Origin of the sequence: Citrobacter sp. JUb117, assembly GCF_024809055.1 — a bacterium.
GTDB lineage: Bacteria > Pseudomonadota > Gammaproteobacteria > Enterobacterales > Enterobacteriaceae > Citrobacter > Citrobacter gillenii.
Genome location: NZ_JANUFB010000002.1, coordinates 737,514 through 763,768 on the forward strand (window position 1 = coordinate 737,514; position 26,255 = coordinate 763,768).

Here is a 26,255-nt window from a genome sequence, read left to right on the forward strand (position 1 = left end):
TCATTTTAATGGTTTTTCATTGCAGATAGCGGCAGTTCGATGCGAAAACAAACGCCTTGCGCATAATCGTCGACCAGGTACAGCTCCCCCCGCATACGGCGGATGCAATCTCTGGCGATACTGAGTCCTAATCCGCTTCCTTTTACCGCCCCTTTTCGCTGATGGCTTCCCTGGAAAAAAGGCTCGAAGATCATGGTTTTTTCTGCTGGCGGAATCGGCTCGCCGGTATTCATTACGTCAATGTACACCGTCGCACCATGCAAGCTGCTGCGGATGCAAATGGTACCGGATTCAGCACCATAGTGCACCGCATTGGAATAAAGATTGTCCAGCACGCTCATTAACAGCACCGGCTCTGCCAGACAGGCGCTTTCTGCCAGCGCCACATCAGTATGTATCATTTTGGCGCGCGCGGGCAGACTATGTGCAGAAACCACTCTCTCCACGAGCGGCGCGATTTCAACCCTTTCCAGTTGAATCGCGTCATCGGCCAGCTTGCGGTTGTAATCAAGCAGTTGCTCAATCAGTTTTTGCAGATTGCGGCTGCTGTCATCCAAAATTCCGACAACTTCTTTTTGTTCCGGCGTCAGTGGGCCAACGACCTGATCGGCCAGCAGTTCGGTTCCCTCACGCATACTCGCCAGCGGCGTTTTGAGTTCATGTGAAAGATGGCGTAAAAATTGATGCCGCTGAGATTCAAGCCACGACAGGCGCTCACTCAGCCAGATAATACGCTGCCCCACCGATCGCAGCTCTCGCGGACCGGTAAACGATACGGTATCGCCCAGCGAGCGGCCTTCCCCCAGACGGTTGATCATTCGTTCAATGGATTTTACCGGACCGATGATCATCCGCGTGAACAGCAGCACCATCGCCAGGCTAACGAGAAACAGTACCAGCGCCTGCCAACCAAAGAACTGACCACGTTCAGCAATTTCTTGTTGCAGCTGCTGGCCGCGCGAGAAGACCACGGTTCGCGTGGCCTGCACCATCTCGGTATTGGCATTGGCAAAAGCCTCAAGACGTGCAGCCGCCACACTGTCGGGGCCGCTGTTTTGACACTGCAACTGCGCGAGATCGTTCAGATCCTGGCGAAGCGCCTGATAGAGTTTGACGTCAGGCAACACACCCGCATGGGCATCCAGCATATCGCTGTAACGTTTACGCTGCCCCTGATAAACCTTCGCCAGTGTCGGGTCATCCAGCACGCAGTATTGCCGATAGCTGCGTTCCATCTCCAGTGCCGCGTTAGTCATCGCCTCACTCCGCCGGGCGTCAATCAGCGTGGTGCGGTTGGTTAGCGCCGCCTGGGCGCTTAGGGCATTCAGACTTTGCCATGCCTGCCAGGCCAGAACTAACAGAGGCAGCAGGATCAGCAAAAATGCCAGCGTAACCAACTGACGTAAAGACCGGGGGAAAACAGACCAGCGCTTCAAGGCGTTACTCTCAACGAAAAGGGATAGGACGATGCTAACTGAGGGGAACGCCAGATACAACAAAGCCGGGAATGACCCGGCTTTGTTATGGAATAAGGCGGTGCCTAACTCGACGTTTCGCCCGGAGTTTGATATGCGCAAGGCAAATATCAGAAGTTGGACGGCAGGCACCTTGTTGTGCGTCATTCGAAGTTTATGTAGCGCGTCCCGAAGGGGCTGACATAAGAAGGTGAATGAGCCACTGCTTAGTATTATGCAGCAAGCGTGCCAATATTCAAAACATTATATTAACACAATGATAAATATACAAAATATATTCATTTAATCGATGAATGGTTTTGGCTGTTTTTTGCGCTATGTGTCGCTAATTAGCAACACCTGTAGCACTTAAAAACAAAACACTTATAAATCAATTAATTAAATGTCTCTTTTTGACGACACCACCCTACCCTCGATGTCGGGAATTCCCGACACTTTAATTTTACGGCGCAAGCACTGAGTTTATTGCCAGATGGCGGCGTAAACGCCTTATCCGACCTACAACATAAAAAAAGCCCCTCACGTGGAGGGGCCTTGAACATCACACGGTCGTGTTAGCCGAGTTGTTTACGCGCGTTACGGAAGATGCGCATCCACGGGCTGTCCTCGCCCCAGTTTTCCGGGTGCCAGGAGTTGCTCACCGTGCGGAACACACGTTCCGGATGTGGCATCATGATCGTTACGCGGCCATTTTCGGTGGTCACCGCCGTGATCCCGTTTGGCGAACCGTTCGGGTTAGCCGGATAGGTTTCGGTGACTTTACCAAAGTTGTCGACGAAACGTAGCGCCACCAAACCTTTGCTTTCCAGTGCCGCCAAATGCGCATCATCACGGACTTCCACACGCCCTTCACCGTGAGAAACGGCAATCGGCATCATGGAACCTACCATACCCTGCAGCAGCAGCGACGGGCTTTGCGTTACTTCTACCAGGCTAAAGCGCGCTTCAAAGCGATCGGAGTGGTTACGCACAAAACGTGGCCACAGGTCGCTACCCGGGATCAGTTCACGCAGATTAGACATCATCTGACAGCCGTTACACACCCCGAGCGCCAGCGTCTGCGGGCGATGGAAGAAGGTTTCAAACTCATCACGCACGCGGTTGTTGAACAGAATGGATTTCGCCCAACCTTCACCGGCACCTAATACGTCACCGTAAGAGAAGCCACCACAGGCCACCAGCGCCTGGAAATTCCCCAGACCAATGCGCCCGCCCAGCAGATCGCTCATGTGAACGTCGATGGCGTCAAAGCCAGCACGGTGGAACGCCGCAGCCATTTCAACGTGAGAGTTAACGCCCTGCTCGCGCAGCACGGCCACTTTGGGGCGTGCGCCGGTGGCGATGTACGGGGCTGCAACGTCTTCGTTGATATCAAACGACAGTTTTACGTTAAGACCGGGATCGGTATCGTTGGCTTTGGCGTTATGTTCCTGATCGGCACATTCCGGGTTGTCGCGCAGACGCTGCATCTGCCAGGTGGTTTCTGCCCACCACATACGAAGCGTGGAGCGGCTTTCGCTGAACACCGTCTGACCGTTGGCAGTAATCACAAAACGGTCGCTGGCTTCAGCCTGGCCAACATAGTGAACGCAGTCGCCGAGGCCATGCTGTGCCAGCAGCGCTTCTACCGCCTCACGATCCGCCGCGCGAACCTGAATCACCGCACCTAACTCTTCGTTAAACAGTGCCGCCAGGCGGTCATCGCCGAGCGTGCTGATATCCGCCTGAATACCGCAGTGACCGGTAAAGGCCATTTCCGCCAGCGTCACCAGCAGACCACCGTCAGAACGGTCGTGGTAGGCCAACAGCTTACGCGCAGCAACCAGCGCCTGCATGGCATCATAGAAGCCTTTCAGCTGCGCAACGTTGCGGACATCCGCCGGTTTGTCGCCCAGTTGGCGATAGACCTGCGCCAGTGCAGTCGCACCCAACGCGTTATGACCCAGACCGAGGTCAATCAGCAGCAGGGCGTTGTCTTCGGTTGAGAGTTCAGGGGTGATGGTGTGACGGACATCTTCCACACGGGCAAACGCGGTGATCACCAGCGACAGCGGCGAGGTCATTTCACGCTGTTCGTTGCCTTCCTGCCAGCGGGTTTTCATCGACATGGAGTCTTTACCCACCGGGATAGTCAGGCCAAGCGCCGGGCATAGCTCTTCCCCTACCGCTTTGACCGCTTCGTACAACCCGGCATCTTCGCCAGGGTGGCCGGCTGCCGCCATCCAGTTTGCGGAGAGCTTGATACGTTTGATATCGCCAATCTGCGTCGCCGCAATGTTGGTCAGCGCTTCCCCCACTGCCAGACGGGCAGAGGCAGAGAAGTCCAGCAGCGCAACCGGCGCACGCTCACCGAGAGACATCGCTTCACCATAATAGCTATCCAGGCTGGCGGTGGTCACTGCGCAGTTCGCCACAGGGATCTGCCACGGCCCGACCATTTGGTCGCGTGCTACCATGCCGGTGACGGTACGGTCGCCGATGGTTACGAGGAACGTTTTTTCTGCGACGGCAGGCAGGTGCAGCACGCGGTTGACCGCATCGGCCAGCGTAATCTGCTCACGCGCAAGCTGCTCGCCCTTCGCTTTCAGCGTTTGCACATCGCGGGTCATTTTTGGTGTTTTTCCCAGCAGCACATCGAGCGGCAGATCGATCGGCTGATTATCGAAATGACGGTCATTCATCGAAAGATGCTGCTCTTCGGTGGCCTCACCGATTACCGCATACGGTGCGCGCTCACGCTTACACAGTTCGTCAAACAGGGGCAACTGATCTGCAGCAACCGCCAGGACGTAACGCTCCTGAGATTCGTTACACCAGATCTCCAGCGGACTCATGCCTGGCTCATCACTTAAGATATCGCGCAGCTCAAACTTACCGCCGCGTCCGCCGTCACTGACCAGCTCAGGCATCGCATTAGACAGACCGCCCGCACCCACGTCGTGGATGAACAGAATCGGGTTCGCATCCCCCATCTGCCAGCAGCGGTCGATCACTTCCTGACAACGACGTTCCATTTCTGGGTTGTCGCGCTGTACGGAAGCAAAATCCAGATCGGCATCGGACTGGCCGGAGGCCATTGAAGACGCCGCCCCGCCGCCAAGCCCGATGTTCATTGCCGGACCACCGAGAACGATCAGTTTCGCACCGACGACGATCTCGCCTTTCTGCACGTGATCGGCGCGAATGTTGCCGATCCCACCGGCCAGCATGATGGGTTTGTGATAGCCGCGCAGCTCTTCACCGTTGTGGCTATTCACTTTTTCTTCATAGGTACGGAAATAGCCGGTCAACGCCGGGCGACCGAATTCGTTGTTAAACGCCGCGCCGCCCAGCGGGCCGTCAGTCATGATATCCAGTGCGGTAACGATCCGATCCGGCTTGCCGAAATCTTCTTCCCACGGCTGTTCAAAGCCCGGAATACGCAGGTTGGACACGGAGAAACCCACCAGCCCAGCTTTCGGCTTCGCGCCACGCCCGGTCGCACCCTCGTCGCGGATTTCACCGCCGGAGCCAGTTGCTGCGCCCGGCCATGGAGAGATAGCGGTCGGGTGGTTGTGGGTTTCGACCTTCATCAGGATATGCGCAGGCTCCTGATGGAAATCATAACGACCGGTTTGATGGTCGGCGAAGTAGCGCCCGACCTCAGAGCCTTCCATCACTGCCGCGTTGTCTTTATAGGCAGACAAGACGTGATCCGGCGTGGTTTCGAAGGTGTTTTTAATCATCTTGAACAGCGACTTCGGCTGCGGTTTACCGTCGATTACCCAGTCGGCGTTAAAAATTTTATGGCGGCAGTGCTCAGAGTTGGCCTGCGCAAACATGTACAGCTCGATGTCGTTCGGGTTGCGTCCCAGTTTGATAAACGCATCCTGTAAATAGTCGATTTCATCGTCTGCCAGCGCCAGACCCAAACGCAGGTTCGCGTCGATCAGCGCCTGGCGACCTGCACCCAGCAGGTCAACGCTAGAAACCGGCGCCGGTTGGTGATGAGCAAACAACGCTTGTGCATCGTCCAGCGCAGAGAAAACCGTTTCCATCATGCGGTCGTGTAACACGGCAGCCACTTCCTGCCACTGTTCAGCGCTTAGCGTGGAGGCTTCAACATAGTAGGCAACACCACGTTCCAGACGGCTAATCTGTTGCAAGCCGCAGTTATGGGCAATATCAGTCGCTTTAGAAGACCAGGGGGAGATGGTTCCCGGGCGAGGCGTAACCAGCAGCAGCTTGCCCTCAGGGACGTGGCTGCTGAGACTCGGACCGTATTGCAACAAACGTGCAAGTTGCGCATGCTCATCCTCGTTTAACGGGGCATTCAGGTCAGCAAAATGGACATACTCGGCGTAAATAGTGTGAACCTGAAGATTGGCCGCCTGAAAACGCGCCAGCAATTTGTTAATACGGAATGCAGACAGTGCAGGCGAACCACGCAGAATTTCCATCATAAGTCTCTCGTCTTCGAAGCGCCTGAGGCGCTTATAAGTGTGCGCAAGGGGGGAAACGGGCGTCATTATAAAGAATCTGCCGCGCCGACGAAACCGTTTGCGTCGAAATAAAATCACAACTGTCAGTTATCCTCAAATGCTGCCCCCCTGCTGAAGGAGTTGCCAACTGACGCAAGTTTAAGCAAAATGCCGCTCATTGATGATGAATTCACTTCTTAATCGCGAGCATAGCAGGCTGAAACAACGCACGGTTCAGAGAATTAACTAATTGAAAAAATTAAAGATTAATTATCTGTTTATCGGCATTTTGACGTTGCTGCTGGCAGCGGCCTTGTGGCCATCCATTCCTTGGTTCGGTAAAGCCGACAATCGTATCGCCGCCATTCAATCGCGGGGAGAGCTGCGCGTCAGTACCATTGACTCTCCGTTAACGCATTCCACCCTTACCGGGAAACGCTTCGGGCTGGATTATGAGCTGGCCCAACAGTTCGCCCGTTATTTAGGCGTGAAGTTAAAAATCACCGTGCGCCAGAACATCAGCCAGCTTTTTGACGACCTCGACAACGGCAAGGCCGATCTGCTCGCCGCCGGTCTGGTCTATAACAGCGAACGGGTCAAAAATTACCAGCCAGGCCCCACCTACTACTCGGTTTCCCAGCAACTGGTGTATCGGGTCGGGCAATATCGTCCACGCACCCTGGCCAACGTGACAGATAAACAATTGACTATCGCCCCCGGGCACGTGGTGGTGAATGACCTGCAACACCTGAAAGAAACAAAATTTCCTGAGCTGAGCTGGAAGGTCGATGATAAAAAGGGCACCACGGAACTGCTCGATGATGTCATCAACGGCAAGCTGGACTACACCATTGCCGATTCCGTAGCGATCAGTCTGTATCAGCGCGTACACCCTGAACTGGCCGTCGCACTGGATGTCTCTGACGAACAACCGGTGACCTGGTTTAGCCCGCTGGACGATGACAATACACTTTCCGCCGCCCTGCTTGATTTCTTTAACACCATCAATGAAGACGGGTTACTGGCGCGGCTGGAAGAAAAATATCTCGGGCATGGCAATGATTTTGACTATGTCGATACCCGCACGTTCTTACGGGCGGTCGACAGCGTATTGCCTGATCTCAAGCCGCTGTTTGAGAAATATGCGCAAGAGATAGACTGGCGATTGCTGGCGGCCATCTCTTATCAGGAATCGCACTGGGATGCGCAGGCCACCTCGCCGACCGGCGTACGTGGTCTGATGATGCTGACCAAAAATACCGCCCAGAGTCTGGGATTAACGGACCGAACCGACGCCGAGCAAAGCATCAGCGGGGGCGCTCGCTATCTGCAAGATATGATGAGTAAAGTTCCGGATACCGTCCCCGAGGGCGAACGGATCTGGTTTGCGCTTGCCGCCTATAATATGGGGTATGCGCATATGCTGGATGCCCGCGCGCTGACGGTAAAAACCAAAGGTAACCCGGACAGTTGGGCCGACGTAAAACAGCGCTTGCCGCTGCTCAGCCAAAAGCCCTGGTACAAAAAACTGACCTATGGCTATGCACGCGGCCACGAAGCCTATGCCTACGTAGAGAATATCCGTAAGTATCAGATAAGTCTGGTGGGATATCTGCAGGAGAAAGAAAAGCAGGCGATCGAAACGCAGCAACTGGCGCAGGATTATCCGGCGGTTTCGCCCGCAGAGTTGTTAGGGAAAGAGAAATTTCCGCTCTCAGCGTTTCTCTCGCAAACCTCGTCGAACTATCTGACGCACACCCCTTCACTGCTGTTTTCCCCGCAGAAGAAGGAGGAAAAGTAGTGGCATGCTCATGCCGGATGGCGGCTTAAAAGCCTTATCCGGCCTACCGCTGTAATCACTCCGTGACGGACTTTTTCAGGGCTTTAATTTCCTGACGACGCATACGGAAGAAGTCACTGAGCAGCGTGGCGCATTCATCACGCAATATGCCTTCTGTCACCTCAACCCGGTGATTCATGCCCGGATGATGCAGTACATCCATTAACGAACCTGCGGCCCCCGTTTTCGCATCACGCGCACCAAATACCACCCGACCGATACGGCTGTGTACCATTGCACCCGCACACATCACACATGGCTCAAGGGTGACGTACAGTGTGGCATCCAGTAAACGGTAATTTTGCAGGACCAGCCCGCCCTGACGCAGCGCCATGATTTCAGCATGAGCGGTGGGATCGTGATGACCAATCGGCCGATTCCAGCCTTCGCCAATCACACGATTGTTATGCACCAGAACCGCGCCCACCGGAACCTCACGCTCATCCCAGGCGCGCTTTGCTAGCGTTAACGCATGACGCATCCAGTATTCGTGGCTAAATTCAACATCAGACAAAGGCAGAACTCCAGTAATCAAAGCGGGCGCATTATACACAGACGCTATCGTTTACTCTATTCGAGTTGCTGCAGCTCTCCACGCGGCGTGACGCGCCAACGATGCTGGCAGAACGAGAGCAGCGGATTGTCCTGCTTACTGTCGCTGTAGCCGCTATACAGCGCCAGCGGGGCGCCAATCTGGCGTTCCAGTTGGGTGACTTTCTCATGGCCAAGGCAGCGTAAAGGCAGCACCCAGCCACCGTAACCGCGCGCCATTTGACTGGCGATAAGATTCACCCGAGGCAGCCACGGGGTGTCAAAGTAAACCTGCTCGACCAGCGACTGCGGGGAACCGGTGATCAGCCAAATATCCGCATCAGAGCTTAACAGATAGGTGGTCAGGCGCTGCTGCACCAGCGGAAACGCCGTCACGTGATGGCGAAACCAACGCACAAAATCAGCTTGGTGGGCTTTAAGGCATGCTTCTCGCCGACCAAAAGTGCATCCCCACAGGAGCAAACTCATTGGCCAACGGGCGGCGCGCCCTTTGATCAACATCGCCACCGCGATAATCGGTAACAGCGGCAGTACAAGCAGCGCATTCAACGGTTGGCGGCGCAGCAGATAACGCAGAAAACTACCGAACATATCCTGCTGGTGTAACGTACCGTCCAAATCAAAAAAGACAACGCGACGCTCGTGATTGGTCAAACCTTAGTCCTCTGGATCGTTGAACCCCAATAGCCAGGTAAACAAGAACCCGGCGATAACCGCTACCAGATAGCCTAACAGATAGAACATCACTTTTCCGGCAACAATCGTCAGCGCCAGCGGTAATCCCGAGATACCAAAGGTGATAACCGTCGCCACTTTCCAGTAGCTGATCAGCGCCCCACCGACCGCACCACCGAGGCAAGCGCCGATAAACGGTTTACCCAGCGGCAGCGTTACGCCAAAAATCAACGGCTCGCCAATGCCCAGTAACCCGACCGGCAGCGCGCCTTTGATCACTTTTTTCAGTCGTGCGTTACGGGTTTTCATCAGAACAGCAATTGCGGCGCCAATCTGACCGACCCCGGCCATCGCCAGGATGGGAAATAGCGCGTTATAGCCATGCGCCTGCACCAGTTCCACGTGAATCGGCACCAGCCCCTGATGGAGTCCGGTGAGCACCAGCGGCAGGAACGTTCCCGCCAGCACCGCGCCGACCAGGAAACCGCCGCGATCAATCGCCCAGGAGGCGCCGTGGGCAATGGACTCGGAGATCCAGCCACCGAGCGGTTGTAGCGCCACAATCGCAATCGTCCCGGTAATCAGAGTGGTCAGCAACGGATTAAGGATCAACTCCAGCGATTCCGGCAACACCTCGCGGAATTTGCGCTCTATCCAGCACATTAACGCCACCACCAGCAGCACCGCAATCACCCCGCCACGCCCGGGCTGTAGCGCCTCGCCAAACAGGGTAATTTGCGCTAGCTGTGGGCTGGAGAGAATGCCGGCCATTACGCCGCCCATTGCCAGCGAACCCCCAAACACTTTGGCCGTATTCACCCCCACCAGAATATTCATGATGGCAAAAACGGCGCTGCCGAAAATACCTAACAGCCCCAGCATATTGGGATAATGGGTGGCAAAGTCGCCCACAATATCAGGGCGCTTGAGGATATTGATAATACCGGTAATCAAACCGGAGGCGATAAACGCCGGGATCAGCGGAATAAAGACGTTTGCCAGTTTACGCAGCGCATCGCTCATTGGCGCTTTGTACTTCGCTTTCACCTGAGATTTTGTGCGTTCAATGTCGTTTGCATGCGGACGTTCGCCGTCATCAGCAATCAGAGAACGCATGACATCCACCACTTTGGCGGCCTTACCGGGACCGACAATAATCTGATGCTGCGCCCCCTGCTTCACATAGCCGCTGACGCCGGGCAGCTGCTTCAGCCGGGGAATATCCAGTTGGTCGTCATCCTGGACTTCTACCCTGACGCGGGTCATACAGTTTTCCAGGCGCAGAATATTTTTTTCTCCGCCAACCCCCAGCAGAATATCGCTAGCAAGCGCCGCCGTTTTGTCCATATGTACCTCTTAGTGTTCTAACGCCGCGCGTAAAAAACCCTGGTGAGCGGAGAGTTTTGCCCTGGCTGCCGTCGCGTCTAGCCCGGTCAGCGCCATCAGAATGGCGGGCTTAACGTCAAAATCGGTCTGCTTCAGTAACGTTTCAGCGTCTTCGCGCGAAATGCCGGTGGCTTCCACCACCATCCGGCAGGCCCGATCGACCAGCTTGGCGTTGGTCGCTTTCATATCCACCATCAGGTTCTGATACACCTTGCCAAACTTCACCATCGCACCGGTGGAAATCATATTCAGCACCAGTTTCTGCGCGGTGCCCGACTTCAGACGGGTTGAACCGGTCAGCGCCTCCGGACCAACCACCACGGAGATGGCGATATCCGCTTCGCGGGCAATAGGTGAGTCCGGATTACAGGAAATCGCTACCGTCGTACAGCCCACCGCATGCGCATATTTCAGGCCGCCAATCACATACGGTGTCCGACCCGATGCCGCCAGACCGACAACCAGATCCTGCGCGGTCAGATTCAGCGCCCGCAGGTCATCTTCCCCAAGCTGCGAGTTATCTTCTGCGCCTTCAACCGCTTTTAATAACGCCCCTGGCCCACCGGCAATCAGCCCGACCACTAATCCGTGCGGTACACCAAAAGTTGGCGGACATTCTGAGGCATCCAGCACGCCGAGACGTCCGCTGGTCCCTGCCCCCATGTAAATAATCCGCCCGCCTGCTTTAAGTGCCTGCGCAGCCGCATCAACCGCCTGCGCAACTTCAGACAGTGTCGCTTTTACTGCCTCCGCTACCAGCGTATCCTGTTGATTAAAACGATGTACCAGCTCAAGCGTTGATAACGCATCGAGATCCATCGTTTGTGGATTGCGGGTTTCTGACACTAACGCACCGAGATTCATTTTTGTTCCTTAGGAATTTTTAATTCATAATAATCCGTCATAATGGAATATTATATTCACTCAGGCGAGTGAAATGTTGTTTTGTAATCGCCATCACGTTTTCGCCAGGAGACAGCATGAACTGTTTGATTCGCATTCGTCAGCGTTACCCTGACCTCGCACAAAGCGATAAAAAGCTTGCGGATTATCTTCTTACGCAACCAGATAATGTGCGTCATCTCAGCTCTCAGCAGCTAGCTTTTGAAGCGGGCGTTAGCCAGTCCAGCGTCGTGAAGTTCGCGCAGAAAATGGGCTTTAAAGGCTTCCCGGCCCTCAAATTGGCGATCAGCGAAGCGCTGGCCAGCAATCCCAATCCGCATTCGGTTCCGGTGCACAATCAGATCCGCGGTGACGATCCTATGCGACTGGTAGGTGAGAAGCTAATTAAGGAGAACGTAGCAGCGATGCATGCCACGCTGGACGTCAATAGCGAAGACAAACTAATGGAAAGCGTCACGATGCTGCGCACAGCCAGGCGCATTATCCTCACCGGCATTGGCGCCTCGGGCCTGGTGGCGCAAAATTTTGCCTGGAAGCTATTGAAGATAGGATTTAATGCGGTCGTTGAACGCGATATGCATGCCCTGCTGGCGACCGTACAGGCGCTGGATTCAAACGATCTCCTGCTGGCCATTTCGTATAGCGGAGAGCGACGCGAACTCAATCTGGCCGCGGATGAAACATTACGCACCGGGGCAAAAATCCTCGCCATCACTGGCTTTACTCCCAATGCCCTGCAGCAGCGAGCCACCCGTTGCCTGTACACCATTGCCGAAGAACAGGCCACGCGCAGTGCCGCAATTTCATCAACGCATGCGCAAATGATGTTGACTGATTTACTGTTTATGGCGCTGGTGCAGCAAGATCTCGAACATGCCCCGGAGCGGATCCGCCACAGCGAAGCGCTGGTAAAAAAACTGGTTTGAGCAAAGAATGCGCGTATAATGCCCGCCCGATTTGTGATGTTTTGAGAGTTTCCTGATGGCCCTGTTAATCACTAAAAAGTGTATCAATTGCGATATGTGCGAACCCGAATGCCCGAATGAGGCCATTTCAATGGGTGACAGCATTTACGAGATTAACAGCGACAAGTGTACGGAATGCGTAGGTCATTACGACACGCCAACCTGTCAAAAGGTGTGCCCGATCCCCAATACTATTTTGAAAGATCCGGCACATATCGAAACAGAAGAACAGCTGTGGGATAAGTTTGTGTTAATGCATCACGCAGACAAGCTTTAACTCTCAATAATGACCGTGGCGCAGGCATAGTGACGTTCATCGGCCAGCGTCACGTGCATATGCATAACACCGAGCTTCTCCGCCAGTTTTAACGCCTCTCCCCATAACCGCAAACGCGGCTTGCCGAGTTCATCGTTGAACACTTCGAACTGATTAAATGCCAGCCCGTTACGAATGCCGGTGCCAAAGGCTTTTGCCGCCGCCTCTTTTACCGCAAAACGCTTCGCCAGAAAACGCACCGGCTGCTGATGCGTTTCCCAAATGGTCCATTCGTTGTCGCTGAGGACGCGTCTGGCCAGCCGATCGCCGGAACGGGAGATCACCGCTTCAATGCGCGCAATCTCCACGATGTCCGTGCCTAATCCCAGAATCGCCATTAGCCACGCGCTTCCAGCATTAGACGTTTCATTTCCACTACGGCGTCTTTCAGACCGCTCATCACCGCACGTCCGATGATCGCATGACCAATGTTCAGCTCGTGCATTTCCGGGATCCGCGCAATAGCTTTGACGTTATGGTAAGTCAGGCCGTGGCCGGCGTTCACCTTCAGACCCAGGCTGGCAGCAAAGGTCGCAGCTTTGGCGATACGTGCCAGTTCGCTGGCCTGTTCAGCATCGGTTTTCGCATCAGCATAGCAGCCGGTGTGAATTTCAATATACGGCGCGCCAACATCAGCAGCCGCTTTAATTTGTTCTTCATCGGCATCGATAAACAGCGAGACCATGATCCCCGCATCCGCCAGACGCTTGCAAGCATCACGCATTTTGTCGCGTTGACCCGCCACATCCAAGCCGCCTTCAGTGGTGACTTCCTGACGTTTTTCCGGCACCAGGCAGCAGAAATGCGGCTTGGTTTCAACCGCGATGGCCAGCATCTCTTCCGTCACCGCCATTTCCAGATTCATACGTGTATCCAGCGTTTGACGCAGAATTCGCACGTCTCTGTCAGTAATATGACGACGGTCTTCACGCAGATGAACGGTGATCCCATCCGCCCCCGCTTGCTCAACGATAAATGCCGCCTGAACCGGGTCCGGGTATGCGGTGCCGCGTGCGTTACGTAAAGTGGCAATGTGGTCAATGTTGACGCCTAACAGTAATTCGGCCATGACAATCCTCGTTAATCATTATTTGTTTTTACTGCGCGTTTTGGCAAAAATTGCCGGAACAGTTCCCGGCTTTTTAACGGCTTACCACCAAGATACGGCTTTAACGCCATGCGGGTAAAGCGTTTCGCGGCACGTAACGTATCGGCATCCGGAAATTCACGCGATGCAAGTGCTTTGAGATGGCGTCCGGTAAAGGTGTTGTTATCAATAACGATGCTGGCGATAAACCCTTTTTCTTCCCGATAGCGATAGGTCATGGTGTCGTCCACCGGCTCACCGCTGCCCGCACAGTGGGCGAAATCCACGCCGTAGCCCAGATGACCGAGCAACGCCAGCTCAAAGCGACGCAGGGCGGGCTCTGGTGAACCGGATGTGCCTGCCAACGCCTGGATACAGTTCAGGTAATCGAAAAAGAGTTCAGAAAAGCGGGTCTCGTACTCAAGCACGCGAGAAATGAGTTCGTTGATATACAGACCGCTGTACAGCGTGATTCCGCTAAGCGGGAGTGCCAGAGAGACGGCTTCAGCGCTACGTAGGGTTTTGACCTCACCACGTCCACCAAAGCGAAGTAATAATGGGGTAAAAGGCTGGAGTGCGCCTTTCAGATTGGAGCGTTTGGAACGTGCGCCTTTAGCCACAAGGCGCACGCGACCCGACTCTTCCGTGAAAACGTCCAGCACTAAACTGGTTTCGCTCCAGGGGCGACTATGTAGGACAAATGCGCGTTGCCATCCATCCATCATAATACTCGTCGTCTTTCAGAGGAAGGGTTTAGACGTCGTCGCCGTAACCGAGACTGCGCAGCGCGCGTTCGTCATCGGCCCAGCCAGATTTCACTTTCACCCACAGTTCAAGGTGCACAGGCGCTTCGAACATTTCCTGCATGTCTTTACGTGCTTCAATACCGATGGTTTTAATTTTGGCCCCTTTGTTGCCAATTACCATCTTCTTCTGCCCTTCGCGTTCGACAAGGATCAGGCCGTTGATGTCGTAGCCGCCACGTTCGTTAGGGATAAAGCGCTCAATCTCAACGGTCACAGAATACGGCAGTTCAGCACCAAGGAAACGCATCAGCTTTTCACGGATGATTTCAGAGGCCATAAAGCGCTGCGAGCGGTCGGTGATGTAATCTTCCGGGAAGTGATGAATCGCTTCCGGCAGATGCTTACGCACGATGCCCGCAACGGTATCGACATTCATGCCGGTTTCGGCAGACATCGGTACGATGTCGAGGAAGTTCATCTGGCTTGCCAGGAACTGCAGGTGCGGCAGCAGATCGGCTTTTTCCTGGACGTTATCCACTTTGTTGACCGCCAGGATAACCGGAGCTTTACCGTCACGCAGTTTGTTCAGCACCATTTCGTCGTCCGGCGTCCAGCGCGTGCCCTCTACGACGAAAATAATCAATTCAACGTCACCAATAGAACTGCTGGCCGCTTTGTTCATCAGGCGGTTGATGGCACGCTTTTCTTCCATGTGCAGGCCCGGGGTATCAACATAAATAGCCTGATACGCGCCTTCGGTATGAATACCGACAATGCGGTGACGGGTCGTCTGCGCCTTACGGGAGGTAATGGAAATCTTCTGCCCAAGCAGATTATTCAACAGGGTGGATTTACCAACGTTCGGGCGACCGACGATGGCAATAAATCCGCAATAGGTTTTTTCTTCGCTCATTCCAGCTCCAGTTTTTTCAACGCCTGTTCGGCGGCAGCCTGCTCAGCCTTACGACGGCTCGAACCTGTGCCAACCACCGGTTCACTCAGGCCGCTAACCTGGCAGTGGATAGTAAATTCTTGATCGTGCGCTTCGCCACGGACCTGTACTACCAGATAAGACGGCAGCGGCAGGTGGCGACCCTGCAAGTATTCCTGCAAACGCGTTTTCGGATCTTTTTGTTTGTCGCCCGGACTAATTTCATCCAGACGGGTTTGATACCAGTTAAGGATCAGTTGTTCAACAGTCTGAATATCACTGTCGAGGAAGACGCCGCCGATCAGTGCTTCGACGGTATCAGCCAGAATAGATTCACGACGGAAGCCGCCGCTTTTCAGTTCGCCCGGCCCCAAACGTAAACATTCGCCGAGATCAAACTCACGGGCTAATTCAGCCAGCGTATTACCGCGCACCAGCGTGGCGCGCATGCGACTCATATCACCTTCGTCCACACGAGGAAAACGATGATACAACGCATTGGCAATAACAAAGCTCAAAATAGAGTCGCCTAAAAATTCTAAACGCTCGTTATGTTTGCTGCTGGCACTGCGGTGAGTTAATGCCTGCTGCAACAGTTCCTGATGATTAAAAGTGTAGCCCAGCTTCCGTTGAAGCCGATTAATTACGATGGGGTTCATGCGATACCAATAAATGAATGCGTCAACAATCCAGCACACGAAACAGACCTGATATACATCACTCGGTTAGCCGTTTCGGCGTCACCTGAATGCGCTTGTATACGAATCAACGCTGTTTCGTGTGCCGTGGCAACCTGACGGTGCCAACCTAAAACTACGGGGGAATATTCTATACACAACGACAAGGGATGTCGTTAGTCTGCGGGAATTTATCCGAGAAATAATTCACGTTGCCGCCATTATGACGACAACGTGAACGATTATCAGCAATTAATGAATACCACCAATACGGCTTAAACGAACACCGGTCGGCCATTCACCTTCTTGCTTGTCGAAACTCATCCAGATGCCCGTCGCTTTACCCACCAGATTCGCTTCCGGTACAAATCCCCAGTAACGGCTGTCTGCGCTGTTGTCGCGGTTATCACCCATCATGAAGTAGTGTCCCGGTGGAACAATCCAGGTCGCCAGTTGCTGACCCGGTTGGCGGTAGTACATCCCCACCTGATCCTGCGCGATTGGCACGGTCAGAATGCGGTGCGTCACCTCGCCCAGCGTCTCTTTACGTTCGGTCAGGCGAATACCGTTATCTTTCGTTTCGCTCAGCGGCAGTTCGAAGAAACCACTGGTCGCTTCGCCACCGTTACGACGTGCAAACGTCTGTACGAAATCACTCGGCTGAACGTCAGAGTACGTGACCGGCAATGCGTTTTGACACGCCTGACCGGAGCGGCATCCCGGCTGGATCGTGACCTCTTTAGCCACTGGATCGTACGTCACTTTGTCTCCCGGTAAACCGACAGCGCGTTTGATGTAGTCCAGGCGCGGATCCTCCGGGTATTTAAACACCACGACATCACCGCGTTTCGGATGGCCCGTTTCGATCAGTGTTTTCTGATAAATCGGATCTTTAATTCCGTAGGCAAATTTCTCCACCAGAATAAAATCACCAATTAACAGCGTCGGCATCATCGAACCCGATGGGATCTGGAACGGCTCATAAATAAATGAACGCACCACCAGTACAATCGCCAGTACCGGGAACACGGATGCTCCGGTTTCCAGCCAGCCCGGCTTCGGGGAGACTTTTTTCAGCGTTGCGTTATCCAGTGAATCACCCGCAGCGGCTTGTGCCGCTGCCTGACGCTCCCGGCGTTTTGGCGCAAAGATAAATTTATCTACGCACCATAAAATGCCCGTCACCAGTGTGGCAATCACCAGAATCAGGGCAAACATATTCGCCATGCCAACTCCTTAGGATTATTTGCTGTCTTTACCGACATGCAGAATGGCGAGGAACGCTTCCTGAGGCAGCTCGACGTTACCGATTTGCTTCATGCGTTTTTTACCTTCTTTCTGTTTCTGCAGCAGCTTTTTCTTACGGCTAATATCACCGCCATAGCACTTAGCCAGAACGTTTTTACGCAGCTGCTTAACCGTTGAACGCGCAATGATGTGCGTACCAATGGCTGCCTGAATCGCGATATCAAACTGCTGGCGTGGGATCAGTTCTTTCATCTTTTCCACCAGCTCACGGCCGCGGCTCTGTGAGTTATCACGGTGGGTAATGAGCGCCAGCGCATCAACACGCTCGTTGTTGATCAGAACATCAACGCGCACCATGTCAGAGGCCTGGAAGCGTTTGAAGTTATAGTCCAGTGACGCATAGCCACGAGACGTTGACTTCAGGCGGTCGAAGAAGTCGAGCACCACTTCTGCCATCGGGATTTCATAGGTCAGCGCCACCTGGTTACCGTGGTAAACCATGTTGGTCTGTACGCCACGCTTCTCGATACACAGCGTGATAACGTTGCCGAGATATGCCTGAGGCAGCAGCATATGACACTCAGCGATCGGCTCGCGCAGCTCATAGATGTTGTTCAGCGGCGGCAGTTTGGACGGGCTATCGACATAGATAGTCTCTTTACCCGTGGTTTCAACTTCGTAAACAACGGTCGGTGCAGTGGTTATCAGGTCCAGATCGTATTCACGTTCCAGACGTTCCTGAATGATCTCCATGTGCAGCAAACCAAGGAAGCCACAGCGGAAGCCGAAGCCCAGCGCGGTAGAGCTTTCCGGTTCATAGAACAGGGAGGCATCGTTCAGGCTCAGCTTACCTAACGCATCACGGAAGTTTTCGTAATCGTCAGAGCTGACCGGGAACAGACCGGCGTAAACCTGCGGTTTCACCTTTTTAAATCCTGGCAGCGCTTTATCTGCCGGATTACGTGCCTGAGTCAGCGTATCGCCGACCGGGGCACCGAGGATGTCTTTAATCGCACAAACCAGCCAACCCACTTCGCCGCACTTCAGTTCGGTACGGTCAACCTGCTTAGGCGTGAAGATCCCCAGACGGTCAGCGTTATACACCTGCCCGGTGCTCATCACTTTGATTTTGTCGCCTTTGCGCATGGTGCCGTTTTTAATACGTACCAGCGAGACCACACCCAGATAGTTATCGAACCAGGAGTCAATGATCAGCGCCTGCAGCGGGCCTTCCGGGTCACCTTCCGGCGGCGGAATTTCGCGCACCAGACGTTCCAGAACGTCGGTCACGCCGACGCCGGTTTTCGCCGAGCAGCGAACCGCATCTGTCGCATCGATACCGACGATATCTTCGATCTCTTCCGCTACACGCTCAGGATCGGCAGCCGGCAGGTCAATTTTGTTCAGTACCGGCACCACCTCGAGATCCATTTCCAGGGCGGTATAGCAGTTAGCCAGCGTTTGCGCTTCAACACCCTGTCCGGCGTCAACCACCAGCAGAGCGCCTTCACAGGCGGCAAGCGAGCGCGAAACTTCATACGAGAAGTCAACGTGGCCCGGCGTGTCGATAAAGTTAAGCTGGTAGGTTTCACCATCAGATGATTTGAAATCGAGCGTCACGCTCTGCGCTTTGATAGTAATACCGCGCTCACGCTCAAGATCCATCGAGTCGAGAACCTGCGCTTCCATTTCACGGTCAGACAGGCCACCGCAGATCTGGATAATACGGTCAGACAGCGTTGATTTACCGTGGTCGATGTGAGCTATGATTGAAAAGTTACGTATGTTCTTCATATAGTGTAATTATTGTGCCTTACGCCTGCCTGGGCAGGCTTTGAGAAGTCGCTGTTCTGAGCTTAACGTCGGTTTAAGTGAAACGCCGCATTCTACACTACAACGCTGAGGCGAGGAAATGTTCATAGAGCAAGGATAGCGGGAACTGGAAACAACTTAGCAAAGTCAGTGAAACTTTTACCGAAGTACGGCGAAAGTGCCCTATCTGGCCTACGTAGTAACGGTCCTGTAGGCCTGATAAGCGCAGCGCCATCAGGCATATATATCACTGGTGTGTTTCGACGCGGAGAAGGTCAGGCGGGAGAGCAACATTGAGAATCACCGGTTGCCAGGCCTCACGTTCAGCCAGCTTGCGTGAGAAACCACGAGCAATCAGGAATCCACCCACACCGCCCAGTATCGCACCGCTTAACGCGGCGATATCGCTGCCAAACAATACCTGGAACAATGCGGCAAAAACAAACAGCCCCGCCAGCGGAGACAGATAGACTAACATTGCCGAGCCCAACAGGCTGCCTTCAGCAATGCCTAGCTCAACTTTCTGACCGGGAGCCAGCGGTTCAACGCTAGGCACCACAATGGTGTGCGTTGTCTGCGGTCCCAGTTTATTCAGCACACGGCTTCCGCATCCGGCCCTTGAGGCACAGCTGCTGCACGACGCTTTAACGTCACAGCTGACTGTCGCCAGGCCATTTTGCCAGGAAACAACCGTTGCCCACTCTTTGATCATTGTGCAGCCCTGAACTTGATATTGTCCGCGATGCGCTTCGCCGTTTGCGGCGGAAGTTCACCAACGATAGTGATTTCGGCATTATCTCGTACGCTGGTACTGACCGTGCGGCGTCCGGTACGCAGGAGCTGATCGGCGCTGTTTTGCTGCGCGCGGTTCACATTCACAGAGAAGCTGAACAGCCCGTCAGAATAAAGACGCGATTCAATCGGCATATTGTCCATCGTCGGCAGTGGACGACGGCTGCTGGAGACTTCACTGAATCCTTGCGGCAACCACGATGGGCTCCAGTTGAAGTTGGTTTTCTCGCCCGCGGGAACAGATAGCAACGGCGGCAGGTTGGCTTTTGCCAGCGTCTGCATGCTGTCTCCGACGCCGCTATTCACAGTAAAAGCGATCACGCGGAACTGTTCCAGCGTTTCGCCATCCCGGTCAAGAAGATCGACGCGCATCGGTAGCTTAGTTTCGGTGTCCATCCAGACAATGTAGCTGTAACGAGTCCCGTCACGCGCCACGACGCGGAGCACTTCACAAAGCCTGTCTGCAATACGGGTTCGGCCTACCGAGATAAAATCATAGTAGGGTGCGAGACGTTTAAAGTCGGTGTAAATCAGAGATGGCAGAGAATCAACAATATAATCACCGTTCAGCGTGAACGGTTCAAGCCCCGGCTCAAAATAGCTGATCTCATTCCCACGTTGTACGACTTCCCGGCGTGGTCCATCTAATTGCAACAGTTGTGCAAGCGGACGGTTATCCAGACGAGCATGACGATAACGTAGGGATTCAACGCCCTGTTTATTGATGCTGACGAAGGACAGCTCATAGGTGAGCGACTGGCTGGCCAGATTCATCTGCTGCAATAACGCCCCGGACGCAGGAGTGGCCGAGGCGTTGACAGAGAAGAACAGGCTACCAGCCACAAGTGACATGGCAAACCAAAGTTGCTTCATTACTGCGATTGCGTTCCTAAAGTTTGAATTCCTGGCACCTGTACAGCGGCTTGCTGTGTCTGTGCCTGCTCAAACTGAAGCTGTTCGGAGTGCAGTCGGCGCTGCAGTTCGTAATCCTGCAACATAGCATTGATACGACGACGCTGCTCCTGCACCTGCTGTTGCTGACCGCCGCTGCTGGCCGTCGCGTCAGAAGGTACACCCAAGCTCACCGGACTGGCTTTACCCATCATCGGTAATGTATTAAATACCGGCGTTTCGGGCTGCTGGGACGTTTCAGATTGCCCATTATAGTGCTGGACGCCAACGATAACTGCAAGCGATACGCACGCGGCCACACCCATTTGAGTAAGCTGAGCGGCCCACGGACGCATTTTCTTCCAGAATGGCATTTTCTGCCACTGATGTGGTGCTGGCTGGGCCTCAGGAATCAATGGCGCCGCCTGACGTACTGGCTCATCTGCGATGGCTGCCATTACTCGGTCGGAAATATCGAAATGGAGAACGTCGGCGGTATCACCTCGCATGGAATCGCGGATCAGGTGATAACTCTCCCAGGTTTTTTGCATTTCCGGGTCGTGAGTCAGCTCTTTGAGTAACTCAGTATCCAGCGTTTCGCCATCCATTAAAGCGGAAAGTTTTTCTTTCTGCATGCCTAATACCTTTTCCAGTATCCCGCTACCGTCAACGCCTGATAAGCGGTTGAACTTTATTATCAATAGCTTCCCTCGCTCGGAAGATACGAGAACGCACCGTACCCACCGGACAATCCATGATAGCGGCTATCTCTTCATAGCTCAGGCCATCCAGCTCCCGCAAGGTTATTGCCATGCGTAAATCTTCCGGGAGGGACTCAATAGTTCGGAAAACTATCTGTCTCAGTTCTTCTGACAACATTAAGTTCTCAGGGTTCGAAATTTCTTTCAGCGCACCGCCACTTTCGTAATTTTCTGCTTCTATCGCATCTATATCACTGGAAGGTGGACGACGCCCCTGAGCGACCAGGTAATTCTTCGCTGTATTGACTGCAATACGATACAGCCAGGTATAAAAAGCACTATCTCCCCGGAACGAATCCAGCGCACGATAGGCCTTAATAAATGCTTCCTGTACAACATCGGGAACATCGCCCGACGGTACATAGCGGGAAACCAGACTCGCCACCTTATGCTGATAGCGAACTACCAGTAAATTAAAGGCTTTCTGATCTCCCTTCTGGACCCGTTCTACCAGGACCTGGTCCGTTAACTGCTCGCTCATCCGAGGTAAAGTCTCCCCAAACCAAATTTCCACGCGCTTTCGAAACGCCACTCCATCAGCTGCACTATGAGCAAGCAATGACTTGGAGTGCTCAAGTTTCGTAAAGTTCCGTTACGCATTTGTTTTTGTTTGTCATGTTGTAGACAGGTCTTATCTCTCATTATAAGTCTACATAACCCGATCAACGCACTATCTGTACAGAAATGCCCATTAAACCGCTTGCAGAGTAACCCAACGGGCACTTTATTTCATCTCCTAATCTGACGCTAACGGCCTGCTACACAAAATATTTTTCATACTTTACCTCTCACTATGAATTTCTTTCGTGTTTAGCCATTGCAACACAATTAAAAATATAACGTGCAGTTTCGCACAATGTGGTGCTATGGTGACCAAACACTGTTTAGTAAATTAAACAACAATCATGAATACAACGCCTGAATTATCCTGTGATGTGCTGATTATTGGCAGCGGTGCTGCCGGACTCTCACTGGCTTTGCGCTTGGCTGAGAAACATCGGGTTATTGTCCTGAGTAAAGGGCCTGTGAGTGAAGGCTCTACATTCTATGCCCAGGGAGGCATTGCCGCTGTTTTTGATGAAACCGACAGTATCGATTCTCACGTCGAGGATACGCTGATTGCCGGCGCGGGATTGTGCGATCGCCATGCAGTTGAGTTCGTCGCCAGCAACGCCCGAACGTGCGTCCAGTGGCTCATTGATCAAGGCGTTTTGTTTGATACGCAGGTTCAGCCCAATGGTGAAGAGAGTTATCACCTGACCCGCGAAGGCGGCCATAGCCATCGACGTATCCTGCATGCGGCTGATGCCACCGGCAAAGAGGTTGAAACCACGCTGGTCAGCAAGGCGCAAAATCATCCCAACATTCAGGTGCTGGAACGTAGCAACGCCGTGGACCTGATCATCTCCGATAAAATCGGCTTGCCGGGCACGCGCCGGGTAGTTGGCGCATGGATCTGGAACCGTAATAAAGAAGCCGTCGAAACCTGCCATGCCAAATCCGTCGTGCTGGCCACCGGTGGCGCATCGAAGGTCTATCAGTACACCACCAATCCGGATATCTCCTCAGGCGATGGAATTGCGATGGCCTGGCGCGCAGGGTGTCGTGTCGCCAACCTCGAATTTAATCAGTTTCACCCCACCGCGCTGTATCACCCGCAGGCACGCAATTTTCTACTGACTGAAGCGCTGCGTGGCGAAGGTGCCCACCTGAAGCGCCCGGACGGCTCACGCTTTATGCCCGACTTTGATGAGCGTGGTGAACTAGCGCCGCGCGATATCGTGGCGCGTGCTATCGATCATGAAATGAAGCGTCTGGGTGCGGACTGCATGTTCATCGACATCAGTCATAAACCGGAAGAATTTGTCCGCCAGCATTTTCCGATGATTTATGAAAAGCTGCTGGGCCTGGGGATCGACCTGACCAAAGAGCCAGTGCCTATCGTGCCAGCTGCGCACTATACCTGCGGTGGCGTGATGGTCGATGATTATGGCCGGACTGACGTCGACGGTCTGTATGCCATCGGCGAAGTGAGCTACACCGGGCTGCATGGTGCAAATCGTATGGCGTCTAACTCACTGCTGGAGTGCCTGGTCTACGGCTGGTCTGCAGCTGAAGATATTGATCGTAGAATGCCCTACGCACGTAGTGTCAGCACGCTTCCGGGTTGGGATGAAAGCCGGGTGGAAAATCCGGATGAGCTGGTTGTCATCCAGCATAACTGGCATGAACTGCGGCTATTTATGTGGGATTACGTTGGCATTGTACGCACCACTAAACGTCTGGAGCGAGCCCTGCGGCGTATCACGATGCTGCAACAGGAAATCGACGAGTATTACGCCCATTTCCGCGTGTCGAACAATTTACTGGAGCTGCGCAATTTGGTGCAGGTTGCCGAGCTGATTGTGCGCTGCGCAATGATGCGTAAAGAGAGCCGGGGCCTGCACTTCACGCTGGATTTTCCAGAGCAGTTGCCTGAATCCGGCCCTTCTATTCTTGCGCCGCTTAGCCATCACATAAACAGATAAAATGCCTGGGTCAGCGCGGTGTAACCTTCTGAGTAACGCTGGTCTGGCCCACGGATCACTAATCTGTCGCTAAAGCACTCCCCGGCCTGCGGGGAGAAAGCCAGCAGAACCCGATGCGGCAGCCGGGCTTCGGTTTCCGCCACATCCGTACGCAGACGCAGATGCCATCCCATGTTTAGTGCCTGCTGGGTAAAAGCGTTACCAATCTGCTCCGGCAGTACCACGCAAAAAAAGCCCTCTTCTGTAATACTGTCCGCCGCCAGCGTTATCAGCGCCGCATGATCGAGCGTCGTGGTATAACGTGCCTGCTCGCGCTGTGGCGTACCACACTCCACGCCTTGCTCATAATAAGGGGGATTACTGATAATCAGATCAAAGCGCACGGTCTGGCGAGGTATCCACCGTTGAGCATCTTCAGTATGGATCCGGATACGCTGCCCCCACGGAGATTGCGTGATGTTTTCCTCTGCCTGTTGCGCGGCGTCAACATCCAGCTCCACCGCATCAATCAGGACGCTGTTATCTGTACGCTGGGCCAGCATCAGTGCTAACAAACCACTCCCAGTGCCGATATCAAGGATCCGCTTTACGCCTGCGACAGGGGCCCAGGCCCCCAATAAAATTCCGTCAGTCCCAACTTTCATTGCACAACGATCGTGTGCCACAAAAAACTGTTTAAAGGTAAACCCATTACGTCGAAGTACTGATGAAGACTGGGGCATGAAAAACAACCTTCCTGGAAAAAAAACGATAACATAGGATAAAAACAATACCTGAGAAGGTATATCCATACAAACAGATGAAGATTGCAGCCGTAACGTCTATAATCAGCGCCCCACACAGAGGTAGAACATGACTGTAACGACTTTTTCCGAACTTGAACTCGATGAAAGCCTGCTGGATGCCCTCCAGGAAAAAGGTTTCACTCGCCCGACAGCTATTCAGGCAGCCGCCATTCCACCTGCGCTCGATGGCCGTGATGTACTCGGTTCTGCGCCGACAGGCACCGGTAAAACGGCGGCATATTTGCTGCCAGTGTTGCAGCACCTGCTCGACTTTCCGCGCAAAAAATCAGGTCCACCGCGCGTTTTAATTCTGACGCCGACCCGTGAACTGGCAATGCAAGTTGCCGATCACGCCCGTGAACTGGCGAAGAATACGCATCTGGATGTCGCTACCATCACCGGCGGCGTGGCCTACATGAACCATATGGAAGTGTTCAGCGAAAATCAGGACATCGTGGTCGCGACCACCGGACGTCTGCTGCAATACATTAAAGAAGAGAACTTCGACTGCCATGCGGTTGAAACGCTGATCCTCGATGAAGCCGACCGTATGCTGGATATGGGCTTCGCGCAGGATATCGAGCATATTGCCGGTGAAACCCGCTGGCGTAAGCAGACCATGCTGTTCTCTGCCACGCTGGAAGGCAATGCGGTTAAAGATTTTGCCGAGCGCCTGCTGGAAGATCCGGTTGAGGTTTCTGCGGATCCATCCACCCGCGAACGTAAGAAGATCCATCAGTGGTACTATCGTGCCGATGATATCGAACACAAAACAGCGTTGCTGATTCACCTGTTAAAACAGCCTGAAGCAACGCGTTCTATCGTCTTTGTGCGTAAACGCGAGCGCGTGCACGAGCTGGCTGGCTGGCTGCGCCAGGCGGGGATCAACAACTGCTATCTCGAAGGCGAGATGGTACAAAGCAAGCGTAACGAAGCGATCAAACGCCTGACCGATGGTCGTGTGAATGTGCTGGTTGCCACCGACGTTGCGGCACGCGGTATCGACATTCCTGATGTCAGCCACGTGTTTAACTACGACATGCCGCGTAGTGGCGATGCCTATTTGCACCGTATTGGCCGTACCGGTCGCGCAGGCCGTAAAGGCACCGCCATTTCTCTGGTAGAAGCGCACGACCACCTGCTGCTCGGCAAAGCGAGTCGCTATGTCGACGAGCAGCTAAAGCCGCGCGTGGTTGACGAACTGCGTCCAACAACGCGCGCGCCAAGTGAGAAGTCTAACGGTAAGCCATCCAAGAAAGTGCTGGCGAAACGTGCAGAGAAAAAAGAGAAAGATAAAGAGAAGCCGCGCGTGAAGAAACGTCACCGCGACGCCAAAAATATCGGCAAGCGTCGCAAGCCGAGCGCAGCTGCCGCGCCGCAGTCTGACAAAGAGTAAACGGTATGCCGGGTTAATGAACCCGGCAT

At 53.8% G+C, this 26,255-nt stretch carries 24 protein-coding genes; 5 read left to right on the forward strand and 19 right to left on the reverse strand.

What is annotated here, in order from left to right:
- Nucleotides 1-5 precede the first annotated feature (5 nt).
- Both qseE and purL read right to left on the reverse strand, forming a co-directional pair.
- Complete coding sequence (gene qseE, locus M2374_RS07285; protein WP_181219898.1) at nucleotides 6-1,436, reverse strand: two component system sensor histidine kinase QseE/GlrK; 1,431 nt, start codon at nucleotides 1,434-1,436, stop codon at nucleotides 6-8.
- Nucleotides 1,437-2,029: 593 nt separating this feature from the next.
- Complete coding sequence (purL, locus tag M2374_RS07290) at nucleotides 2,030-5,917, reverse strand: phosphoribosylformylglycinamidine synthase (protein WP_181688866.1); 3,888 nt, start codon at nucleotides 5,915-5,917, stop codon at nucleotides 2,030-2,032.
- A 268-nt stretch (nucleotides 5,918-6,185) separates the two neighbouring features.
- On the opposite strand from purL, the gene mltF reads away from it, so the two are divergent.
- The gene (gene mltF, locus M2374_RS07295; protein ID WP_117343491.1) at nucleotides 6,186-7,736 is read left to right on the forward strand and encodes a membrane-bound lytic murein transglycosylase MltF; all 1,551 of its coding nucleotides are present in this window, start codon (nucleotides 6,186-6,188) and stop codon (nucleotides 7,734-7,736) included.
- Between the two features lie 55 nt (nucleotides 7,737-7,791).
- On the opposite strand, the gene tadA is transcribed toward mltF, so the two are convergent.
- From tadA to murQ, 4 genes are read right to left on the reverse strand one after another with little or no spacing between them, the layout of a single operon-like run.
- Nucleotides 7,792-8,328, reverse strand: a complete 537-nt coding sequence (gene tadA, locus M2374_RS07300; protein ID WP_137399728.1) for a tRNA adenosine(34) deaminase TadA — start codon at nucleotides 8,326-8,328, stop codon at nucleotides 7,792-7,794.
- A gap of 17 nt (nucleotides 8,329-8,345) precedes the next feature.
- Nucleotides 8,346-8,981, reverse strand: a complete 636-nt coding sequence (gene yfhb, locus M2374_RS07305; protein WP_181688865.1) for a phosphatidylglycerophosphatase C — start codon at nucleotides 8,979-8,981, stop codon at nucleotides 8,346-8,348.
- 3 nt (nucleotides 8,982-8,984) lie between these two features.
- Nucleotides 8,985-10,349 carry a PTS transporter subunit EIIC gene (locus M2374_RS07310; protein ID WP_181688864.1) on the reverse strand — a complete coding sequence of 455 codons (1,365 nt, stop codon included), beginning with the start codon at nucleotides 10,347-10,349 and terminating at the stop codon, nucleotides 8,985-8,987.
- A gap of 9 nt (nucleotides 10,350-10,358) precedes the next feature.
- On the reverse strand, nucleotides 10,359-11,252 hold the full coding sequence (gene murQ / locus M2374_RS07315; RefSeq protein ID WP_115257754.1) for an N-acetylmuramic acid 6-phosphate etherase: 894 nt from the start codon (nucleotides 11,250-11,252) through the stop codon (nucleotides 10,359-10,361).
- Between the two features lie 116 nt (nucleotides 11,253-11,368).
- Between murQ and M2374_RS07320 the strand changes: the two genes are divergently transcribed.
- A complete protein-coding gene (locus M2374_RS07320; RefSeq protein WP_096756131.1) occupies nucleotides 11,369-12,217 on the forward strand; it encodes a MurR/RpiR family transcriptional regulator in 849 nt (282 codons plus the stop codon).
- A gap of 55 nt (nucleotides 12,218-12,272) precedes the next feature.
- Entirely contained in the window at nucleotides 12,273-12,533 is a 261-nt protein-coding gene (locus M2374_RS07325; RefSeq protein WP_096756130.1) for a YfhL family 4Fe-4S dicluster ferredoxin, read from the forward strand.
- On the opposite strand, the gene acpS is transcribed toward M2374_RS07325, so the two are convergent.
- From acpS to rseD, 12 genes are all read right to left on the reverse strand, one after another.
- Nucleotides 12,530-12,910: a holo-ACP synthase gene (acpS, locus tag M2374_RS07330; protein ID WP_115257753.1), complete on the reverse strand. Its 381-nt coding sequence runs from the start codon at nucleotides 12,908-12,910 to the stop codon at nucleotides 12,530-12,532. The two genes, M2374_RS07325 and acpS, sit on opposite strands and share 4 nt — an antisense overlap.
- A complete protein-coding gene (gene pdxJ, locus M2374_RS07335; protein ID WP_115257752.1) occupies nucleotides 12,910-13,641 on the reverse strand; it encodes a pyridoxine 5'-phosphate synthase in 732 nt (243 codons plus the stop codon). Before pdxJ ends, acpS begins: the two co-directional genes overlap by 1 nt.
- Nucleotides 13,642-13,652: 11 nt before the next feature.
- On the reverse strand, nucleotides 13,653-14,381 hold the full coding sequence (gene recO / locus M2374_RS07340; RefSeq protein WP_096759353.1) for a DNA repair protein RecO: 729 nt from the start codon (nucleotides 14,379-14,381) through the stop codon (nucleotides 13,653-13,655).
- A 31-nt stretch (nucleotides 14,382-14,412) separates the two neighbouring features.
- Entirely contained in the window at nucleotides 14,413-15,318 is a 906-nt protein-coding gene (gene era, locus M2374_RS07345; protein ID WP_096756127.1) for a GTPase Era, read from the reverse strand.
- Complete coding sequence (rnc, locus tag M2374_RS07350) at nucleotides 15,315-15,995, reverse strand: ribonuclease III (RefSeq protein WP_003037579.1); 681 nt, start codon at nucleotides 15,993-15,995, stop codon at nucleotides 15,315-15,317. The genes era and rnc overlap by 4 nt, the downstream gene beginning before the upstream one ends.
- A gap of 270 nt (nucleotides 15,996-16,265) precedes the next feature.
- Nucleotides 16,266-17,240, reverse strand: a complete 975-nt coding sequence (gene lepB, locus M2374_RS07355) for a signal peptidase I (RefSeq protein WP_096756126.1) — start codon at nucleotides 17,238-17,240, stop codon at nucleotides 16,266-16,268.
- A gap of 15 nt (nucleotides 17,241-17,255) precedes the next feature.
- Complete coding sequence (gene lepA, locus M2374_RS07360; protein WP_096756125.1) at nucleotides 17,256-19,055, reverse strand: translation elongation factor 4; 1,800 nt, start codon at nucleotides 19,053-19,055, stop codon at nucleotides 17,256-17,258.
- 265 nt (nucleotides 19,056-19,320) lie between these two features.
- Nucleotides 19,321-19,785, reverse strand: a complete 465-nt coding sequence (rseC, locus tag M2374_RS07365) for a SoxR-reducing system protein RseC (RefSeq protein WP_115257751.1) — start codon at nucleotides 19,783-19,785, stop codon at nucleotides 19,321-19,323.
- Nucleotides 19,782-20,738 carry a sigma-E factor regulatory protein RseB gene (gene rseB / locus M2374_RS07370; protein ID WP_117343490.1) on the reverse strand — a complete coding sequence of 319 codons (957 nt, stop codon included), beginning with the start codon at nucleotides 20,736-20,738 and terminating at the stop codon, nucleotides 19,782-19,784. Before rseB ends, rseC begins: the two co-directional genes overlap by 4 nt.
- Nucleotides 20,738-21,391, reverse strand: a complete 654-nt coding sequence (rseA, locus tag M2374_RS07375; protein ID WP_115257749.1) for an anti-sigma-E factor RseA — start codon at nucleotides 21,389-21,391, stop codon at nucleotides 20,738-20,740. Before rseA ends, rseB begins: the two co-directional genes overlap by 1 nt.
- A 31-nt stretch (nucleotides 21,392-21,422) precedes the next feature.
- On the reverse strand, nucleotides 21,423-21,998 hold the full coding sequence (gene rpoE / locus M2374_RS07380) for an RNA polymerase sigma factor RpoE (protein WP_003037573.1): 576 nt from the start codon (nucleotides 21,996-21,998) through the stop codon (nucleotides 21,423-21,425).
- Complete coding sequence (rseD, locus tag M2374_RS07385) at nucleotides 21,995-22,159, reverse strand: rpoE leader peptide RseD (protein ID WP_135911581.1); 165 nt, start codon at nucleotides 22,157-22,159, stop codon at nucleotides 21,995-21,997. Before rseD ends, rpoE begins: the two co-directional genes overlap by 4 nt.
- 263 nt (nucleotides 22,160-22,422) lie before the next feature.
- Here rseD and nadB point away from each other — a divergent pair, with 263 nt between their 5' ends.
- Nucleotides 22,423-24,045: an L-aspartate oxidase gene (nadB, locus tag M2374_RS07390; protein ID WP_181688863.1), complete on the forward strand. Its 1,623-nt coding sequence runs from the start codon at nucleotides 22,423-22,425 to the stop codon at nucleotides 24,043-24,045.
- On the opposite strand, the gene trmN is transcribed toward nadB, so the two are convergent.
- Nucleotides 24,030-24,767: a tRNA(1)(Val) (adenine(37)-N(6))-methyltransferase TrmN gene (gene trmN, locus M2374_RS07395; RefSeq protein ID WP_137399726.1), complete on the reverse strand. Its 738-nt coding sequence runs from the start codon at nucleotides 24,765-24,767 to the stop codon at nucleotides 24,030-24,032. The two genes, nadB and trmN, sit on opposite strands and share 16 nt — an antisense overlap.
- A gap of 130 nt (nucleotides 24,768-24,897) precedes the next feature.
- Between trmN and srmB the strand changes: the two genes are divergently transcribed.
- Complete coding sequence (srmB, locus tag M2374_RS07400; RefSeq protein ID WP_096756119.1) at nucleotides 24,898-26,226, forward strand: ATP-dependent RNA helicase SrmB; 1,329 nt, start codon at nucleotides 24,898-24,900, stop codon at nucleotides 26,224-26,226.
- Nucleotides 26,227-26,255: the final 29 nt, after the last annotated feature.

Excerpts from the sequence above, each read along its gene's own strand:
- purL (WP_181688866.1), bottom strand. The coding sequence starts at position 5,917 with ATGATGGAAATTCTGCGTGGTTCGCCTGCACTGTCTGCATTCCGTATT.
- M2374_RS07310 (WP_181688864.1), bottom strand. The coding sequence starts at position 10,349 with ATGGACAAAACGGCGGCGCTTGCTAGCGATATTCTGCTGGGGGTTGGC.
- murQ (WP_115257754.1), bottom strand. The coding sequence starts at position 11,252 with ATGAATCTCGGTGCGTTAGTGTCAGAAACCCGCAATCCACAAACGATG.
- M2374_RS07320 (WP_096756131.1), top strand. The coding sequence starts at position 11,369 with ATGAACTGTTTGATTCGCATTCGTCAGCGTTACCCTGACCTCGCACAA.
- M2374_RS07325 (WP_096756130.1), top strand. The coding sequence starts at position 12,273 with ATGGCCCTGTTAATCACTAAAAAGTGTATCAATTGCGATATGTGCGAA.
- acpS (WP_115257753.1), bottom strand. The coding sequence starts at position 12,910 with ATGGCGATTCTGGGATTAGGCACGGACATCGTGGAGATTGCGCGCATT.
- pdxJ (WP_115257752.1), bottom strand. The coding sequence starts at position 13,641 with ATGGCCGAATTACTGTTAGGCGTCAACATTGACCACATTGCCACTTTA.
- recO (WP_096759353.1), bottom strand. The coding sequence starts at position 14,381 with ATGGATGGATGGCAACGCGCATTTGTCCTACATAGTCGCCCCTGGAGC.
- era (WP_096756127.1), bottom strand. The coding sequence starts at position 15,318 with ATGAGCGAAGAAAAAACCTATTGCGGATTTATTGCCATCGTCGGTCGC.
- rnc (WP_003037579.1), bottom strand. The coding sequence starts at position 15,995 with ATGAACCCCATCGTAATTAATCGGCTTCAACGGAAGCTGGGCTACACT.
- lepB (WP_096756126.1), bottom strand. The coding sequence starts at position 17,240 with ATGGCGAATATGTTTGCCCTGATTCTGGTGATTGCCACACTGGTGACG.
- lepA (WP_096756125.1), bottom strand. The coding sequence starts at position 19,055 with ATGAAGAACATACGTAACTTTTCAATCATAGCTCACATCGACCACGGT.
- rseC (WP_115257751.1), bottom strand. The coding sequence starts at position 19,785 with ATGATCAAAGAGTGGGCAACGGTTGTTTCCTGGCAAAATGGCCTGGCG.
- rseB (WP_117343490.1), bottom strand. The coding sequence starts at position 20,738 with ATGAAGCAACTTTGGTTTGCCATGTCACTTGTGGCTGGTAGCCTGTTC.
- rseA (WP_115257749.1), bottom strand. The coding sequence starts at position 21,391 with ATGCAGAAAGAAAAACTTTCCGCTTTAATGGATGGCGAAACGCTGGAT.
- rpoE (WP_003037573.1), bottom strand. The coding sequence starts at position 21,998 with ATGAGCGAGCAGTTAACGGACCAGGTCCTGGTAGAACGGGTCCAGAAG.
- rseD (WP_135911581.1), bottom strand. The coding sequence starts at position 22,159 with ATGAGAGATAAGACCTGTCTACAACATGACAAACAAAAACAAATGCGT.
- nadB (WP_181688863.1), top strand. The coding sequence starts at position 22,423 with ATGAATACAACGCCTGAATTATCCTGTGATGTGCTGATTATTGGCAGC.
- trmN (WP_137399726.1), bottom strand. The coding sequence starts at position 24,767 with ATGCCCCAGTCTTCATCAGTACTTCGACGTAATGGGTTTACCTTTAAA.
- srmB (WP_096756119.1), top strand. The coding sequence starts at position 24,898 with ATGACTGTAACGACTTTTTCCGAACTTGAACTCGATGAAAGCCTGCTG.